The sequence below is a fragment of the Pseudomonas sp. B10 genome, assembly GCF_900156235.1.
GTDB lineage: Bacteria > Pseudomonadota > Gammaproteobacteria > Pseudomonadales > Pseudomonadaceae > Aquipseudomonas > Aquipseudomonas siliginis.
This window is the reverse complement of the sequence record NZ_LT707063.1, coordinates 2,746,265-2,762,832: the sequence shown is the minus strand read 5'-3', so window position 1 is coordinate 2,762,832 and position 16,568 is coordinate 2,746,265. Positions and strand designations below refer to the sequence as shown.

16 protein-coding genes are annotated in these 16,568 nt (G+C 61.7%); 13 read left to right on the top strand and 3 right to left on the bottom strand.

Annotation, left to right across the window (positions count from 1 at the left end; translation table 11 throughout):
• Window positions 1–152 precede the first annotated feature (152 nt).
• Window positions 153–1,469, bottom strand: coding sequence for a bifunctional DedA family/phosphatase PAP2 family protein (locus tag BXA01_RS12475; RefSeq protein ID WP_076564278.1), 1,317 nt, complete (start codon window positions 1,467–1,469; stop codon window positions 153–155).
• Between the two features lie 152 nt (window positions 1,470–1,621).
• A complete protein-coding gene (locus BXA01_RS12470) occupies window positions 1,622–2,347 on the bottom strand; it encodes a DNA-3-methyladenine glycosylase (RefSeq protein WP_076564277.1) in 726 nt (241 codons plus the stop codon).
• 177 nt (window positions 2,348–2,524) lie between these two features.
• Between BXA01_RS12470 and BXA01_RS12465 the strand changes: the two genes are divergently transcribed.
• The 13 genes from BXA01_RS12465 (at window position 2,525) to BXA01_RS12405 (ending at window position 15,086) form a co-directional block, all read left to right on the top strand.
• Window positions 2,525–3,796: a glutamate-5-semialdehyde dehydrogenase gene (locus BXA01_RS12465; protein WP_076564276.1), complete on the top strand. Its 1,272-nt coding sequence runs from the start codon at window positions 2,525–2,527 to the stop codon at window positions 3,794–3,796.
• Window positions 3,765–4,487, top strand: coding sequence for a nicotinate-nucleotide adenylyltransferase (nadD, locus tag BXA01_RS12460; protein WP_024014451.1), 723 nt, complete (start codon window positions 3,765–3,767; stop codon window positions 4,485–4,487). The genes BXA01_RS12465 and nadD overlap by 32 nt, the downstream gene beginning before the upstream one ends.
• A gap of 72 nt (window positions 4,488–4,559) precedes the next feature.
• Window positions 4,560–5,054, top strand: a complete 495-nt coding sequence (rsfS, locus tag BXA01_RS12455) for a ribosome silencing factor (RefSeq protein ID WP_016773024.1) — start codon at window positions 4,560–4,562, stop codon at window positions 5,052–5,054.
• A gap of 9 nt (window positions 5,055–5,063) precedes the next feature.
• Entirely contained in the window at window positions 5,064–5,531 is a 468-nt protein-coding gene (gene rlmH / locus BXA01_RS12450) for a 23S rRNA (pseudouridine(1915)-N(3))-methyltransferase RlmH (protein ID WP_011063671.1), read from the top strand.
• Window positions 5,532–5,541: 10 nt separating this feature from the next.
• On the top strand, window positions 5,542–7,437 hold the full coding sequence (gene mrdA / locus BXA01_RS12445; RefSeq protein WP_076564275.1) for a penicillin-binding protein 2: 1,896 nt from the start codon (window positions 5,542–5,544) through the stop codon (window positions 7,435–7,437).
• A gap of 31 nt (window positions 7,438–7,468) precedes the next feature.
• Window positions 7,469–8,572, top strand: a complete 1,104-nt coding sequence (rodA, locus tag BXA01_RS12440; protein ID WP_050977864.1) for a rod shape-determining protein RodA — start codon at window positions 7,469–7,471, stop codon at window positions 8,570–8,572.
• A gap of 17 nt (window positions 8,573–8,589) precedes the next feature.
• Window positions 8,590–9,600, top strand: a complete 1,011-nt coding sequence (gene mltB / locus BXA01_RS12435) for a lytic murein transglycosylase B (protein ID WP_041477722.1) — start codon at window positions 8,590–8,592, stop codon at window positions 9,598–9,600.
• Window positions 9,600–10,610 carry a septal ring lytic transglycosylase RlpA family protein gene (locus tag BXA01_RS12430; protein ID WP_016773027.1) on the top strand — a complete coding sequence of 337 codons (1,011 nt, stop codon included), beginning with the start codon at window positions 9,600–9,602 and terminating at the stop codon, window positions 10,608–10,610. Before mltB ends, BXA01_RS12430 begins: the two co-directional genes overlap by 1 nt.
• A 187-nt stretch (window positions 10,611–10,797) precedes the next feature.
• Window positions 10,798–11,955: a D-alanyl-D-alanine carboxypeptidase family protein gene (locus BXA01_RS12425; RefSeq protein ID WP_016773028.1), complete on the top strand. Its 1,158-nt coding sequence runs from the start codon at window positions 10,798–10,800 to the stop codon at window positions 11,953–11,955.
• A gap of 86 nt (window positions 11,956–12,041) precedes the next feature.
• A complete protein-coding gene (locus BXA01_RS12420; protein WP_076564274.1) occupies window positions 12,042–12,317 on the top strand; it encodes a DUF493 domain-containing protein in 276 nt (91 codons plus the stop codon).
• A complete protein-coding gene (lipB, locus tag BXA01_RS12415) occupies window positions 12,317–12,964 on the top strand; it encodes a lipoyl(octanoyl) transferase LipB (protein ID WP_076564273.1) in 648 nt (215 codons plus the stop codon). Before BXA01_RS12420 ends, lipB begins: the two co-directional genes overlap by 1 nt.
• Before the next feature lie 25 nt (window positions 12,965–12,989).
• Window positions 12,990–13,988 carry a lipoyl synthase gene (gene lipA / locus BXA01_RS12410; protein WP_160768663.1) on the top strand — a complete coding sequence of 333 codons (999 nt, stop codon included), beginning with the start codon at window positions 12,990–12,992 and terminating at the stop codon, window positions 13,986–13,988.
• A 132-nt stretch (window positions 13,989–14,120) separates the two neighbouring features.
• Window positions 14,121–15,086: a S66 peptidase family protein gene (locus tag BXA01_RS12405; RefSeq protein ID WP_076564272.1), complete on the top strand. Its 966-nt coding sequence runs from the start codon at window positions 14,121–14,123 to the stop codon at window positions 15,084–15,086.
• Between the two features lie 100 nt (window positions 15,087–15,186).
• Here BXA01_RS12405 and BXA01_RS12400 read toward each other — a convergent pair whose 3' ends face one another.
• Window positions 15,187–16,509: a lytic murein transglycosylase gene (locus BXA01_RS12400; RefSeq protein WP_076564271.1), complete on the bottom strand. Its 1,323-nt coding sequence runs from the start codon at window positions 16,507–16,509 to the stop codon at window positions 15,187–15,189.
• Window positions 16,510–16,568: the final 59 nt, after the last annotated feature.

The window sequence follows — 16,568 nt, the reverse complement described above, 5'->3', positions numbered from 1 at the left end:
GTTTCGCGTTGGTTGGGAATGCGGAAATGTCGGTTTTATAACCAGGAAAGTTAACCGCAGGAGGGGAAGTTTGCGTAGGTTATCAACGCCGCTCTTGTCGGAATATTCCGAAAGAGCGACGTATAAAACATCTGGCTTGTAAGTTGTCTGGTTTAGTAGGCGTAACGCAACAATGTATGTGGCAAGTGGCGCAGTACGAAGAAGCCGAACAGAGCAACCATCGATGGCAGGATCAGCCACCAGATCTTGAACGGCATCGCATTAAGGGACGCCTGCCGTTGGCTCAACCACAGCATCGCAGCACACACGCAACTGGCGAGCATCGCCCCGGCCAATATGTCGGTTGGCCAGTGCGCGCCGAGATAGACCCGCGACAGGGCGATAGAGAGTGCCGGGATGCAGGCAATCAGCAGCCAGGTCAGGCGCATGCGCGGCGGCTGACCGCGCCCGGCCAGCACGCCCAGCGTCAGGAACAGAGCGAACGCGCCAGAAGCGTGGCCGCTGGGCATGCTGTAGGTGGTCAATGGATCGCTGAGCACTTCCGGGCGCACCCGGGCGAAAAAATACTTGGTTCCGGTATTGGCCATTGCGGTGACCAACATGGTGGCGCCCGCGAACATTGCCTGGCGCCACTGCTTGCACAGCACCAGCAGAATGACGAGCAGGGCACTGAACAGCAGCATGTTGCGGAATTCGCCGATCAGGGTCAGCGTCACGGCGATTTCGTCCAGCGCTGGCTGGCGGTGCTCCTGCACCAGGGTCATCACGCCGTTGTCGAGCGCGGTGAGGTATGGATAGCCGATGAACAGACCGATCAGGATCAGCAGGCTCATGCTGCCAATCCAGATCGTCGCGCGACGATGGCGGCGCACGCTGCTGTTGACGCTCAGGCCGACCATCACCGCGATGCTGGCGGCGACAATCCCGGCCTCCAGCCAGAACCCTTCAGGCAATGGCAGACGGAACGCCGCGCCGGTGGCCCAGCCCGGCAGCAGATAAGCCAGGCTCCAGCCAGCAGCGGCCAGCAGACTGACGGCGAAGAAACGCGGGAAGGGCATGTCGCACATCCCGGCGACCATCGGCAGCATGGGTCGTAGCGGGCCGATGAAACGCCCGACCAGCAAGCTGGCGATGCCATAGCGCTGGAAGTACGACTCGGCGCCGGCCATCCATTCCGGGTGATGGCGCAGCCCGGGAAGGCGGCGGATGTTCTGGTGAAAATGGCGTCCGAGGAAATACGACATCAGATCGCCAAGAATGCCGCCAAGAAAGCCCAGCAACAGTGTTTCGCTCAATGACAGCGCGCCACTGCCGGCCAATACCGCCACGCCGAACAACAGCACCGTGCCCGGCACGATCAGCCCGGCAATCGCCAGACATTCCACGCACGCAACGATGAACACCGCTGCGGCCAGCCACTGCGGATTGGCGCCGAGCCATCCGGTGATGCTATCGAGCCATGGGCCCATACAGAAAAACTCCATTCATTCTTTAAGTAATTGTTACGCGTTTCACTGCTGATCCGTGGGAGCGAGCCTGCTCGCGAACGCGCTGTGTCAGGCGGTAGAAGCGTTGGCTGGCACAACCTCTTCGCGAGCAGGCTCGCTCCCACAGGGGGACATCATTTATTTGCGGATTCGGCTTCAGCGCCGGGAAGCAGGCAATAATCCCGGCCTTCGACCTGACCCCGTCGCAGCGGGTTCCGTGTGCACCATTGCGCATACGCAGCGTCAACGAAGCGATACATCAAGTGTTCATCGCGGCCCAGCGGGATGCCCAGCCGAGTGGTTTGAATGATCTGCGCGGGTGGCGGTCCCGGGTCCTCGACCAGCAACAGTTCATGATCGAAACGCTTGGCGTCCCACATCGGCACTTTCAAACCCAGCGCCTTGCACAGCAGGGTCTGTCCGGCGCAGAGCTTCTGTGTCGGACGCGGTCGGCCCTGGGCATCGGGATTGTTCAGCAGCATCTGCGCCAGGCTCGCCGGGCCGCTGACTTCGTCGACCCACGGATAGGCGGATTTGATCAGCACCGCGTTGCCCGGCCCCTGCGCACTGAAGTTCAGCGAATCACCGCCGCGTGCGTAGTACATATAGATGTGGCCGCCATCCAGAAACAAAGCCTTACGCTTTTCTGTATAGCCGAGCGAGGCGTGGCTGCCTTTTTCCGCGCAGTAATAGGCTTCGGTTTCGATGATTCGCGCACTCAGCCACAGATCGCCGACGCGATGGCGGATGACTTTGCCGAGCAGCGCCTGCGCCAGAACCTGGGCGTCGCGGTCGAAAAAACTGTCCGGCAGGCCCACGGGCAGGCGCGCGGACTCGGGGCAAAGGGGCACGTTGGTCATGATGGGCAAGGTTGATCCAGGCTCAAGAGGTCGTGATGATAACAACGCTGAGCTTAATTACGTCTGAACGACGGGCAAACGCCGCTCATTTCGACCATCCGCCCGTCACCGCTGTTAGTCCCGGGACGCGGCAGCTATAATCTGCCGCTTTCCTCTTTGCCAAGACCCCAGCAGACCATGACTGAGTCCGTTCTTGACTACATGACCCGATTGGGTCGCGCCGCCCGCGCTGCCTCCAAGGTCATCGGTCGCGCCAGCACCGCGCAGAAAAACCGCGCCTTGCAGGCTGCCGCCAATGCTCTGGACGCTGCGCGCGCCGAGCTGGCCGCAGCCAATGAGCTGGATTTGGCTGCCGGTCGCGCCAGCGGTCTTGAGCCGGCGCTGCTGGAGCGTCTGGAACTGACCCCGGCACGCATCGACGGCATGATCGTCGGCTTGCGTCAGGTTGCTGCACTGGCGGATCCGGTGGGCGCGATCCGCGACATGAGCTTCCGTCCGTCGGGCATTCAGGTCGGCAAGATGCGCGTGCCGCTGGGCGTGATCGGGATCATCTACGAATCCCGTCCGAACGTGACCATCGATGCCGCCAGCCTGTGCCTGAAATCGGGTAACGCGACCATTCTGCGCGGTGGCTCCGAGGCGATTCATTCCAATCGCGCGATTGCCGCGTGCATCCAGCGCGGTCTGGCCGAGGCCGAACTGCCCGCCGCCGTGGTGCAAGTGGTCGAAACCACCGACCGTGCCGCCGTCGGCGCGCTGATCAGCATGCCGGAATACGTCGACGTCATCGTACCCCGTGGCGGTCGTGGCCTGATTGAACGCATCAGCCGCGATGCCCGCGTGCCGGTGATCAAGCATCTGGACGGCATCTGCCACGTTTACGTCAGCGAACACGCCGATCTGGCCAAAGCCCAGCGCATCGCCTTCAACGCCAAGACCTATCGTTATGGCATCTGCGGCGCGATGGAAACCCTGCTGGTCGATCAGGCTGTTGCCAGGGATTTTCTGCCGTCGATGGCCGCGCAGTTCCGCGACAAAGGCGTCGAACTGCGCGGTTGCGAGCGCACCCGGGCGATCATCGAAGCGGTCGCGGCCAGCGAAGACGACTGGCACACCGAGTACCTGGCGCCGATTCTGTCGATCCGCGTGGTCGACGGTCTGGAGCAGGCGATCGAACACATCAACCATTACGGCTCCCATCACACCGACTCGATTGTCAGCGAAAACCTCGCTGACACCCGCCGGTTCGTGGCGGAAGTCGACTCGGCCTCGGTGATGATCAACACGCCGACCTGCTTTGCCGATGGATTTGAATACGGATTGGGTGCCGAGATCGGCATTTCTACTGATAAGCTGCACGCCCGCGGCCCGGTCGGGCTCGAGGGGCTGACCTGCGAGAAGTACATCGTGGTCGGCGATGGCCAGTTGCGCGGCCAGGCGACGGTCTGACTTGACCGACCTCGACCTGACAGCGCCGCACACCGGCAGCGAGTCGCGCCCGCAACGCATTGGCGTGCTGGGCGGTACGTTCGACCCGGTGCACATCGGCCATTTGCGTGGCGCGCTGGAAGTCGTCGAAGCGCTGGCGCTGGACGAGTTGCGCCTGATGCCGAACGCGCGCCCGCCACATCGCGGGACGCCGCAGGTATCGGCGCAGGACCGGCTGGCGATGGTCGAGTGCGCGGTGGCCGGATTGCCGCCGCTGGTGGTGGACGCCCGCGAATTGCAGCGGGACAAACCGTCCTGGACCATCGATACCCTGGAGTCGCTGCGCGCAGAGATGCCCGCCGAGACCCAGGTTTTTCTGCTTTTGGGCTGGGACGCATTTTGCGGCCTGCCCACTTGGCACCGCTGGGAAGAGTTGCTCCAGCATTGCCACATCCTGGTGCTACAGCGCCCGGACGCCGACAGCGAACCGCCGGATGCCTTGCGCAACCTGCTGGCAGCGCGTTCGGTGAGCGACCCGCTGGCCCTGAAAGGGCCGAGCGGACAGATTGCATTCGTCTGGCAGACACCGCTCGCGGTTTCCGCCACCCAGATCCGTCAACTGCTGGCCAGCGGTAAGTCGGTACGTTTCCTGGTGCCCGACGCGGTCCTGGCCTACATCGATGCGCACGGTCTGTACCGTGCGTCGAACTGAACAAGGCGCGCTTCACCGATACGGATCACCGTATCCCCAAGCCGCCGAATACATGAGCAAAACGAGTTACATATGACTGATAAAGATCTACCGAAAGTAAAGCGCAAAGGCACGTTCAAGAGCGCACCACTGCCGGAAGCCGTCAACACCAACGAGCCGCTCAAGGGCGACGAACTGGTCAAGATTGCCGTCGCTGCGCTGGAAGACGTCAAGGCCCAGGATATCCAGATCATCGATGTGCGCGACAAGCAGAGCATCACTGACTACATGATCATCGCCACCGGTACCTCCAATCGCCAGATCAACGCGATGCTGGACAAGGTCCGTGAGGAAGTGAAGAAGCAGGGCGCCAAGCCGCTGGGCGAAGAAGGCAAGGGCGACAGCGACTGGGTACTGCTCGACCTCGATCTGGTGATCGTGCATATGATGACTGCCTCGGCGCGTCAGTTCTACGACCTGGAGCGCCTGTGGGCCGGTGCCGAGCAAAGCCGTGCGGCCGATGCAAAGCACCACAGCCCGGAAAACACTCACGAGCATTTCACCAAGCTCAACAAAGACCAGTTCTAAGGGATTGCTGTGCGACTGCGCCTGATCGCCGTCGGTTCACGCATGCCCAAGTGGGTGGAAGAAGGCTGGCATGAATATGCCAAGCGTCTTCCGTCCGAGCTGGCGCTGGAACTGGTGGAAATTCCGCTCAACACCCGTGGCAAGAATGCCGACGTGGCCCGTTTCATCCGCCAGGAAGGCGAAGCCATGCTGGCCAAGGTCGGGCACAACGAGCGGATCGTCACGCTGGAGGTTCACGGCAAGCCGTGGAGCACCGAGCAACTGGCGGTCGAACTCGATCGCTGGCGCCTGGATTCGCGCACGGTCAACTTCATGGTCGGCGGCCCGGAAGGGCTGGCACCGGAAGTCTGTGCCCGCGCTGACCAGCGCTGGTCGTTGTCGCCGCTGACCTTGCCGCACCCGCTGGTGCGGATCCTGATCGGCGAACAGTTGTACCGTGCCTGGACCGTGTTGTCCGGCCACCCTTACCACAAGTAAGCCTGCCCTCATGTCTCAGCCGATCCGCATCAAAGACCACGAAAAGGACGCCCGTCTGGTGCGCAGCCGTGTCGTGTTCGGTGCGATCGTAATCGTGGCGCTAATCTGTGTGCTGATCGCGCGTCTGTATTACCTGCAGGTCATCCAGTACGAGTACCACTCGACCCTGTCGGAAAACAACCGCGTCCACGTGCAGCCGATTCCGCCGACGCGCGGGCTGATTTTCGACCGCAACGGCGTGGTCGTGGCCGACAACCGGCCGAGCTTCAGCCTGAGCATGACCCGCGAGCGCTCCGGCGACTGGCAACAGGTGCTCGACGTCATCGTCGAGGTGCTGGAGCTGACGCCCGAGGACCGGGTGATCTTCGAGAAACGCATGCGGCAGGGGCGTCGGCCGTTCGAGCCGGTGCCGATCCTGTTCGAGCTGACCGAAGAGCAGATCGCCCGCATCGCGGTGAATCAGTTCCGCCTGCCCGGGGTGGAAGTGGTCGCGCAACTGGTCCGGCATTACCCGCAGGGCGCGCACTTTGCGCACTCGGTGGGCTACATGGGGCGGATCAACGAGAAAGAGCTGAAGTCGCTGGATCCGGTCAACTACAGCGGCACCCACCATATCGGCAAGACTGGCATCGAGCGTTTCTACGAGCCGGAATTGCACGGTCAGGTCGGTTACGAGGAAGTCGAGACCAACGCCCGTGGCCGCGTATTGCGCGTGCTCAAGCGCACCGATCCGATTCCCGGCAAGGACATCGTCCTGAGCCTCGATATCAAGTTGCAGGAAGCCGCCGAGGCCGCGCTGGGCGGGCGACGTGGCGCGGTGGTGGCGCTCGATCCGAAAACCGGCGAAGTGCTGGCGATGGTCAGTCAGCCGAGTTTCGACCCTAACCTGTTCGTCACCGGGATCAGCTTCAAGGCCTACGCCGAGTTGCGTGATTCCATCGACCGGCCGCTGTTCAACCGCGTGCTGCGCGGTCTGTATCCGCCGGGCTCGACGATCAAACCGGCGGTGGCAATTGCCGGTCTCGACGCTGGCGTAGTCACGGCTTCGAGCCGGGTGTTCGACCCGGGCTATTACATGCTGCCCAACTACGACCACAAGTATCGCAACTGGAACCGCACTGGTGACGGCTTCGTCGACCTCGACACGGCAATCATGCGTTCCAACGACACCTACTTCTATGACCTGGCGCACAAGCTCGGCATCGATCGGCTGTCGACCTATATGAACAAGTTCGGCATCGGCCAGAAGGTCTCGCTGGACATGTTCGAAGAATCCCCGGGCCTGATGCCGTCTCGCGAATGGAAACGGGCGACGCGTAAACAGGCGTGGTTCCCCGGCGAAACCCTGATTCTCGGGATCGGCCAAGGCTACATGCAGTCGACGCCGCTGCAACTGGCCCAGGCCACGGCGCTGGTGGCCAACAAAGGCATCTGGAACCGTCCGCACCTGGCCAAGTCCCTCGACGGGGTGAAGCCGGTGGATGAAAACCCGATGCCGAACATCGTCCTGCGCGACCCGTCCGACTGGAACAAGGTCAACCACGGCATGCAGCAGGTGATGCACGGTGCCCGTGGTACCGCGCGCAAAGCGGCGATCGGCGCGCAATACCGCATCGCCGGCAAGTCCGGTACTGCGCAGGTGGTGGCGATCAAGCAGGGCGAGAAATACGACCGCTCCAAGGTCCAGGAACGCCACCGCGACCACGCCTTGTTCGTCGGCTTCGCCCCGGCCGATGATCCGAAAATCGTCGTGTCGGTGATGGTCGAGAACGGTGAGTCCGGCTCCGGCGTTGCCGCGCCGGTGGTGCGCCAGGTCATGGACGCCTGGTTGCTCGACCAGGACGGCCACCTGAAAGCCGAGTACGCCAGCCCTAACACTGCGGAGGCCCCGGCCCGTGATGAATAACTTCGATCGCATGCTCTCCAGCGAGGATGTGATGCGTCGCCGCGCGACGTTGCTGCAAAGACTGCATATCGATGGCCCGCTGTTGATCCTGCTGCTGATACTCGCCGCCGGCAGCCTGTTCGTGCTGTATTCGGCCAGCGGCAAGAGCTGGGACCTGCTCGGCAAGCAGGCCACGTCGTTCGGCATCGGCCTGGTGGCGATGATTGTCATCGCCCAGTTCGAACCGCGTTTCATGGCGCGCTGGGTGCCGCTCGGTTACGTGATCGGCGTGATATTGCTGATCGTCGTCGACATCATGGGCCACAACGCCATGGGCGCCACGCGCTGGATCAACATCCCCGGGGTGATCCGCTTCCAGCCCTCGGAGTTCATGAAAATCCTCATGCCGGCGACCATCGCCTGGTATCTGTCCAAACGCACCTTGCCGCCGCAGCTCAAGCACGTCGGCATCAGCCTGATGCTGATTGGCGTGCCGTTCATTCTGATCGTGCGCCAGCCGGATCTCGGTACCTCGTTGCTGATTCTCGCGGGTGGCGCCTTCGTCCTGTTCATGGGCGGCCTGCGCTGGCGCTGGATTCTCAGCGTATTGGCGGCGGCGGTGCCGGTGTCGGTGGCGATGTGGTTCTTCGTCATGCACGACTATCAGAAGCAACGGGTCCTGACCTTTCTCGACCCGGAAAGCGATCCGCTCGGCACCGGCTGGAACATCATCCAGTCCAAAGCCGCGATCGGTTCCGGTGGCGTATTCGGCAAAGGCTGGCTGCTCGGCACCCAGTCACACCTGGACTTTCTCCCGGAAAGCCACACCGACTTCATCATTGCCGTGCTTGGCGAAGAGTTCGGTCTGGTGGGGATTTGCGCGCTGCTGCTGATCTATCTGTTGTTGATCGGTCGCGGGCTGGTGATCACCGCTCAGGCGCAAACGCTGTTCGGCAAATTGCTCGCCGGCGCGTTGACCATGACTTTTTTTGTTTACGTTTTCGTCAACATCGGTATGGTCAGTGGCCTGTTGCCGGTCGTGGGGGTGCCGTTGCCGTTCATTAGCTACGGAGGAACTTCGCTGGTGACACTGCTGTCAGCGTTTGGGGTTTTGATGTCGATCCATACCCATCGCAAGTGGATCGCACAGGTTTGAATAAGGTGAAGAGTGCAATGCAAGTAATGCGTGGCTGGGCGACTCGATGCGCGCCGCTGGTTGGCCTGGTGGGCCTGCTGGGGAGCGTGCAGGAAGCGCTGGCCGGCGACTATGAAGGCTCGCCGCAGGTGGCCGAATTCGTCGGCGAAATGACCCGCGACTACGGTTTCGCCGGTGAACAACTGATGGGTGTGTTCCGCGAGGCGCAACGCAAGCAGTCGATTCTCGACGCCATCTCCAGACCCGCCGAACGGGTCAAGCAGTGGAACGAATATCGTCCGATGTTCATCACCGACGCGCGCATCGCCCGTGGTGTCGACTTCTGGCGTCAGCACGAGGCGACCCTGGCCCGTGCCGAGCAGGAATACGGCGTGCCGGCACAAGTGATCGTGTCGATCATCGGGGTCGAGACCTTTTTCGGACGTAATACCGGTAATTTCCGGGTGATCGACGCATTGTCGACCCTCGGCTTCGACTATCCTCCCCGTGCCGAATTTTTCCGCAAGGAACTGCGTGAGTTCCTGCTGCTGGCCCGTGAAGAGCAGGTCGACCCGCTGACCCTGAAAGGCTCGTACGCCGGGGCCATGGGCCTGCCGCAGTTCATGCCGAGCAGCTTTCGCGCCTACGCGGTGGATTTCGACGGTGATGGCCACATCAATATCTGGAACAATCCGGACGATGCCATTGGCAGCGTCGCCAGTTATTTCAAGCGCCACGGCTGGGTCGCCGGCGAACCGGTGGTCAGCCGTGCCGATGTACGCGGCGAGCAGGTTGATGAAGGCCTGACTACTGGTATCGAGCCGGTGAAGACGGTCGCAGAGTTGCGGGCGCTGGGCTGGTCAAGTCATGATGCGCTGCGCGATGATATGCCGGTTACCGCATTTCGCCTCGAAGGCGACAACGGCCCTGAATACTGGATGGGCCTGCAGAATTTCTACGCGATCACGCGTTATAACCGCAGCGTGATGTACGCCATGGCCGTACATCAACTGTCTGAACAGCTGGTACAAGCACGGGGCGTCAAGTAATGCAGGCATTGCCTAACAATAAACCCCTGAAGCTGGTGGCTTTCGCTGCGTTGGCAGTCCTGGTCGCCAGTTGCACGACCAGCCGTACGCCGACGCAGAAAACCCCGTCCACCGCTGTCCGCGCCCAACCGGGCCTGGACATCAACCGCGCGCACAAAGACGGCGCGCCGTGGTGGGATGTCGATGTTTCGCGCATCCCTGATGCGACACCGACCCTGCACACCGGCCCGTACAAGGCCAACCCGTACACCGTGCTGGGCAAGACCTACTTTCCGTTGCAGGAATCCAAGACCTACGTGGCTTCGGGTACAGCGTCCTGGTACGGCACCAAGTTCCATGGCCAGAACACCGCCAACGGCGAAGTGTATGACCTGTACGGCATGAGTGCCGCGCACAAGACCTTGCCGCTGCCAAGTTACGTCCGGGTGACCAACCTGGACAACAACAAGACCGTGATCCTGCGCGTCAACGACCGTGGGCCGTTCTACTCCGATCGCATCATCGACTTGTCCTACGCAGCGGCGAAGAAGCTCGGCTATGCCGAAACCGGCACCGCGCGGGTCAAGGTCGAAGGCATCGATCCGCAGCAGTGGTGGGCGGCCAAGGGCCGTCCGGCGCCGCTGATGCTCAACGAGCCGCAAGTGGCGCAGAATAGCGCGCCAGTGATTACGGCCTCGGCCGGCACCGTCGAGCAATGGACGCCGCCGCCGCAGCAACACGCCGCGGCCGTGGTGCCCGTGCAGATCGATGCAAAAAAAAACGCTTCTGCACCAGCGTCTGGCCAGTATCTGCAGGTGGGCGCGTTCGCCAACCCGGACGCTGCCGAACTGCTGAGGTCGAAGCTCAGCGGGATGGTGAGCGCGCCGGTGTTCATCAGCTCGATCGTGCGCAATCAGCAGACCCTGCACCGGGTACGCCTGGGGCCGATCGGCTCGCCGGGTGAGATCGCCCAGGTGCAGAACAGTGTGCGGCTGGCCAATCTGGGTTCGCCCAGCGTGGTCACCGAGTAACACGTAGACCTTGATTGACGGTTCACTTGCGGTATTCGGGGGGTGAACCAGGTTGTTGGCTCGTCGAAGAACAAAAGCCCGGCAATGGTGACTGGAGTGAGCAACTGAACACGCGATGGCCCGTTAGAAGGCTGTCTGAATAAGTTTTGCCTTCGGGCAAGTTTCCATTAGCGATTTCGAGAGACGGATGAACATCACCACCTTTGCCAAACGCCTGTGTCTGCTAGTCCCGCTGCTCCTCTCGCCAGCCGCCTTCGCGGCCGAGATGATGCCGTCGCCACCACAACTGGCCGCCAAGGCCTACGTTCTGATGGACGCCAGCAGCGGCAACGTGCTGGTCGAAAACAACGGCGACCAGCGTCTGCCACCGGCCAGCCTGACCAAGCTGATGACCGCCTATATCGCGACCCTGGAAATCCGTCGCGGCCAGATCGGTGAAAACGACCCGGTGACCGTCAGCGAAAACGCTTGGCGCACCGGCGGTTCGCGGATGTTCATCAAGGTCGGTTCGCAGGTGACTGTCAGCGACCTGCTGCACGGCATCATCATCCAGTCGGGTAACGACGCCAGTGTCGCCCTGGCCGAGCACATCGCCGGCAGCGAAGACGCCTTCGCCGACCTGATGAACAAGACCGTCACCGAACTGGGCATGACCAATACCCACTTCATGAACCCGACCGGTCTGCCAAACCCTGAGCACTACTCGTCGGCGCACGACATGGCGATTCTGGCCCGTGCGATCATCCACGAAGACCCGGCTCACTATGCGATCTACTCGCAGAAAGAGTTCTTCTGGAACGGCATCAAGCAGCCTAACCGCAACCTGCTGCTGTGGCGCGACAAGACCGTTGACGGTCTGAAAACCGGCCACACCGATGAAGCCGGCTACTGCATGGTGTCCTCGGCGGTACGTGACGGCCAGCGCCTGATCGCCGTGGTGTTCGGCACCAACAGCGAAGTGGCTCGCGCCGCTGAAACCCAGAAGTTGCTGACCTATGGTTTCCGCTTCTTCGAAACCCAGACCTTCTACCAGAAGGGCACCGAACTGGCGCAGGCGCCGGTATGGAAAGGCACCACCAGCCAGGTCAAGGCCGGTCTGGCGCAAGACCTGACCATGACTCTGCCAAAAGGCCAGCTGAAGAAGCTCGCTGCCAGCATGACCATGAACCCGCAACTGGTTGCGCCAATTGCCAAGGGCGACGTGATCGGTAAAGTCGAAGTCAAACTGGAAGACAAGGTGGTGCACAGCGCCGACCTGATCGCTCTGGATGGCGTCGAGGAGGGTGGTATCTTCCGCCGCATGTGGGATAGCATCCGTCTATTCTTCTACGGCTTGTTCAACTGATTTTGTGTTGACCTGCATGGCCCCGCCCCGATCCGGTGCGGGGCCATGTGCGTTACCACGGCTTGCGCTATAGAGGCCGTTACGCCATGACCGATACCGAAGTACAGGCGCCAAAGATCGAATTTCCCCAGACTGATTATCCGATCAAAGTAATTAGTGATACGGGCGTCGGCCGCAAGGACGAGATCATCGAGATCGTCAAGAAACATGCGACCATCAATGACGAGCGCATCGACGAGCGTCAGAGCAGCACCGGCAAATACACCACCATCCAGCTTCACATCGTCGCTACCGACCAGGATCAGCTGTACAACATTAACAGCGAACTGCGGGCGACCGGCTTCGTGCACATGGTGTTGTGATGCACGGCACGCTGGGCTTTCGCGAGCTGGGCCAGATGGCTTACGAGCCGGTCTGGCATGCCATGCAGCGCTTTACCAACGAACGCGGCAATGCTGCCGCCGACGAAATCTGGCTCGTCGAACACCCGCCGGTGTTCACTCAGGGCCAGGCCGGCAAGGCCGAACACCTGTTGCTGCCGGGAGATATTCCGGTGGTGCAGGTCGATCGTGGCGGCCAAGTGACTTATCATGGCCCCGGGCAACTGGTGGCTTATCTGTTACTGGATGTGCGCAAGCTGGGTTTCGGCGTGCGTGATCTGGTCAGCCGCATGGAAGCCTGCCTGATCGAACTGCTGGCCAGCTACGGCGTTAGCGCCGCCGCCAAGCCAGATGCTCCCGGCGTATACGTCGATGGAGCGAAAATCGCTTCTCTGGGTTTGCGCATTCGCCACGGTTGTTCCTTTCATGGCCTGGCCCTGAACGTGGATATGAACCTGGAACCGTTTCGACGGATTAATCCCTGCGGCTACGCCGGGCTGGCCATGACCCAGCTGAGCGATCATGCAGGATCGATTGAATTTGCCGAGGTAAGTGCCCGGCTGCGCGCGCAGCTCGTCAAACACCTCGACTATGCTGAGCAGACGACCCTCACGGGCGGAATCGACTGATATGACTACTGATGCAGTGCAAACCATGATCCCGACGCTCGACGTGACCGAGCGCCCGGCCCCGCGTCCCAAGGTTGAAGCCGGCGTCAAGCTGCGCGGCGCCGAGAAGGTTGCACGCATCCCGGTCAAGATCATCCCGACCACCGAACTGCCGAAGAAACCCGACTGGATCCGCGTGCGCATCCCGGTTTCGCCGGAAGTCGACCGCATCAAGAGCCTGCTGCGCAAGCACAAGCTGCACAGTGTCTGCGAAGAAGCGTCCTGCCCGAACCTCGGCGAATGCTTCTCCGGCGGCACTGCAACCTTCATGATCATGGGCGACATCTGCACCCGTCGCTGCCCGTTCTGCGACGTTGGCCACGGTCGTCCGAAGCCATTGGACGTCAACGAGCCGGAAAGCCTGGCCATCGCCATCGCCGACCTCAAGCTAAAATACGTGGTGATCACGTCGGTTGACCGCGATGACCTGCGTGACGGCGGTGCCCAGCACTTCGCCGACTGCATCCGCGAAATCCGCAAACTGTCGCCGAACGTTCAGCTCGAGACCCTGGTCCCGGACTACCGTGGCCGCATGGACATCGCCCTGGAAATCACCGCTGCCGAGCCGCCGGATGTGTTCAACCACAACCTGGAAACCGTGCCGCGTCTGTACAAGGCTGCGCGTCCGGGCTCGGATTACCAGTGGTCGCTGACCCTGCTGCAACGCTTCAAGCAGATGATGCCGCATATCCCGACCAAGTCCGGCCTGATGCTGGGTCTGGGCGAGACCGACGAGGAAGTCATCGAAGTCATGAAGCGCATGCGCGAACACGACATCGACATGCTGACCCTCGGTCAATACCTGCAACCGTCGCGTAGCCACTTGCCGGTGCAGCGTTTCGTGCACCCGGACACCTTCGCCTGGTTCGCCGAAGAAGGTTACAAGATGGGCTTCAAGAACGTTGCGTCTGGGCCGCTGGTACGTTCCTCGTACCACGCCGACGAGCAAGCGAAGCTGGTCAAGGCCGAGCTGCTGGGTTCCTGATTCACTGCTGATGTAAAAATGCCCGCCGAGGACGGTTCCTCGGCGGGCATTTTTTTGCCTGAGACAAGGGGCTTTTGTTTGTCTCTACAGCTGACTACTGTGTGCGCATGACTTTACCGCTGGAGCCCAAGGATGACCGTTCGACCGAGCCACACCCTGATTGCCCACCGAGCCGTACCGGCGCTGCCCTCCGAAGGGACGATCGGCGTCATCGCGCCTGCCGGTCCCGGCGCCCTCGACACTGAAAAAGCGCTGCAATGGATGCGCGCGCGCGGCTATGGGCTGAAGGTGTTTCCGGGTGTCTATGAGAAGGACGGCTATCTGGCTGGCAGTGACGACGTACGCCTGCGCGATCTGCACGCGGCATTCGCTGATCCTGAAGTCGACGCGATCATTTGCCTGCGCGGCGGCTACGGCACGCCGCGCCTGCTCGACCGAATCGATTACGACCTGCTCAGTCGGCATGCCAAGCCGTTTGTCGGCTACAGCGATATTACCGCGCTGCACCTGGCCATCAGTCGCTACGCCGGGTTTGTGACCTTTCACGGCCCGCTGCTCAATGCCGACCTGCTAGGCGACAAGGAGCCGCCGACCGTCACGTCATTCTTCGCCATGCTGCGCGGGCAAATGAAGTCAGGGAGTGTGCTGAGCCATCCGGCGGCTTATCCATTATCAACCGTCGAACCGGGCATCGCTCACGGGCGGTTGCTTGGCGGCAACCTGGCGATGATTGCTGCAACCCTCGGCACGCCCTACGAGATTGATATCGAAGGGCTGATTCTGTTTATCGAAGACATCAACGAGCCGTTGTATCGGATTGATCGGCTGCTGACCCAGATGCGTCTGGCCGGCAAGCTGGCCAGACTGCGCGGTGTGCTGGTCGGTGATATCGCCGGGGTGGATGTCGACGCGCTGAATCGCCTGCTCAAGCAAACCTTTGAGCCGTTGCGAATTCCGGTGTTGTCGGGTTGGCGCAGTGGCCATTGCGACCCGAACCTGACACTGCCGTTGGGCGCGCTGGTGCGCCTGGATGCAGGGAAGCAGGAGTTGCTGCTGGAGCAGGATGTGGTAATCAAGGCTGAAACGGTTATTGCCTGACAGTCAGTTTTCGCGAGCAGGCTCGCTCCCACATTGGAATACGGTCAACTGTGGGAGCGAGCCTGCTCGCGAAAGCGATACCCGCCATACGGCAGTCTTTCTATTGGGCGCGCAGGCTCTCAAGCAACTTGTGCGTCGGATAACCATCCGCCGGCCAGCCCAGCGCCTGCTGGGCACTGCGAATGGCCTTGCGCGTGTTGGCGCCGATAATTCCGTCGGCCGTGCCGGCGTCATAATTACGCGCGCTCAATAGCGTCTGCAGTTCGATGCGCTCGGTGCGGCTCAGCGGCAGATCATCTTTCGGCCAGTCGCCATTGATCAGGCCCGCGCCTTCAAAGCGCTCGGACAACAGGCTCACCGCCAGCGCATACGACGACGAATTGTTGTACTTGAGAATCGCCCGGAAGTTGTCGAGGATCAGGAACGCCGGGCCGCGATAACCGGCCGGCAGCAGCAGGGCGGCGGACAGTTGTTCGGAACCGGCTGGCACCTGCGCGCCATTGGGCAGGTTCACGCCCAGTTGCCGCCATTCGGCGACGCTTTTGCGAATCGCGCCATCGGCCAGCGTGTAGTTGAAACCGCTCGGCAATTGCACTTCGAAACCCCACGGCTGGCCGCGTTGCCAGCCCGAGCTTTGCAGGTAATGCGCGGTCGAGGCCAGCGCATCGGCCGGGCTGCCCCAGATGTCGCGGCGACCGTCACCGTCAAAATCCACGGCGTGAGTGTTGTAAGTGGTCGGAATGAACTGGGTCTGGCCCATCGCGCCGGCCCAGGAACCAAGCATTTTCTCCGGGGTGATATCGCCCTGTTGCAGAATCTGCAGGGCGGCGATCAGTTGCGCGTGAGCAAAGCCCGGACGACGCCCCTCGTAGGCGAGGGTGGCCAGCGAATTGATCACCGACTTGCTGCCCTGGAACTGGCCGAAATTGCTTTCCATGCCCCACACCGACACCAGCGCCTGGCGATCAACGCCATAGCGCTGCTCGATGCTTTGCAGAATGTCAGCGTACTGGTTGATCAACGCCTGGCCCCTGCGGACGCGCAGTGGTGACAGCGCACCATCGAGGTATTCCCACACCGGGCGGGAAAACTCCGGCTGACTGCGATCGGCACGGATCACGCTGGCGTCGAAGCTGATGTTGGCAAATGCCTGATCGAACAGCTCGGGGCGAATCCCGGCGGCGAGAGCGTCCTTGCGGAAGCCCGCCTGCCATTCGGCAAAGGTCTGGGTCGGTTGAATATCGAGCGGATCAGCGGACGGCACTACCGGCGGAATGATCGCTGGGGCCGTGGTCACCGGGGCGGCTTGAAGCGGTTGTGCATCGGCGGCGGTGGGTTTTTCCGCGCAGGCGACAAGCAGAATGAAGCTGGAGGCAGCGATCAATTGGCGCACGGGCCAACGACGGGAAAGACTTGGGGGCATGCACAGTTCCAGGGGAAACGAATCAGGTGCAGACCTTAACATGAGCGAGGGGTAGTGCG

Coding starts and splice junctions, on each gene's coding strand:
- BXA01_RS12475 (WP_076564278.1), bottom strand. CDS start 1,469: ATGGGCCCATGGCTCGATAGCATCACCGGATGGCTCGGCGCCAATCCG.
- BXA01_RS12470 (WP_076564277.1), bottom strand. CDS start 2,347: ATGACCAACGTGCCCCTTTGCCCCGAGTCCGCGCGCCTGCCCGTGGGC.
- BXA01_RS12465 (WP_076564276.1), top strand. CDS start 2,525: ATGACTGAGTCCGTTCTTGACTACATGACCCGATTGGGTCGCGCCGCC.
- nadD (WP_024014451.1), top strand. CDS start 3,765: ATGGCCAGTTGCGCGGCCAGGCGACGGTCTGACTTGACCGACCTCGAC.
- rsfS (WP_016773024.1), top strand. CDS start 4,560: ATGACTGATAAAGATCTACCGAAAGTAAAGCGCAAAGGCACGTTCAAG.
- mrdA (WP_076564275.1), top strand. CDS start 5,542: ATGTCTCAGCCGATCCGCATCAAAGACCACGAAAAGGACGCCCGTCTG.
- rodA (WP_050977864.1), top strand. CDS start 7,469: ATGCGTCGCCGCGCGACGTTGCTGCAAAGACTGCATATCGATGGCCCG.
- mltB (WP_041477722.1), top strand. CDS start 8,590: ATGCAAGTAATGCGTGGCTGGGCGACTCGATGCGCGCCGCTGGTTGGC.
- BXA01_RS12430 (WP_016773027.1), top strand. CDS start 9,600: ATGCAGGCATTGCCTAACAATAAACCCCTGAAGCTGGTGGCTTTCGCT.
- BXA01_RS12425 (WP_016773028.1), top strand. CDS start 10,798: ATGAACATCACCACCTTTGCCAAACGCCTGTGTCTGCTAGTCCCGCTG.
- BXA01_RS12420 (WP_076564274.1), top strand. CDS start 12,042: ATGACCGATACCGAAGTACAGGCGCCAAAGATCGAATTTCCCCAGACT.
- lipB (WP_076564273.1), top strand. CDS start 12,317: ATGCACGGCACGCTGGGCTTTCGCGAGCTGGGCCAGATGGCTTACGAG.
- lipA (WP_160768663.1), top strand. CDS start 12,990: ATGATCCCGACGCTCGACGTGACCGAGCGCCCGGCCCCGCGTCCCAAG.
- BXA01_RS12405 (WP_076564272.1), top strand. CDS start 14,121: ATGACCGTTCGACCGAGCCACACCCTGATTGCCCACCGAGCCGTACCG.
- BXA01_RS12400 (WP_076564271.1), bottom strand. CDS start 16,509: ATGCCCCCAAGTCTTTCCCGTCGTTGGCCCGTGCGCCAATTGATCGCT.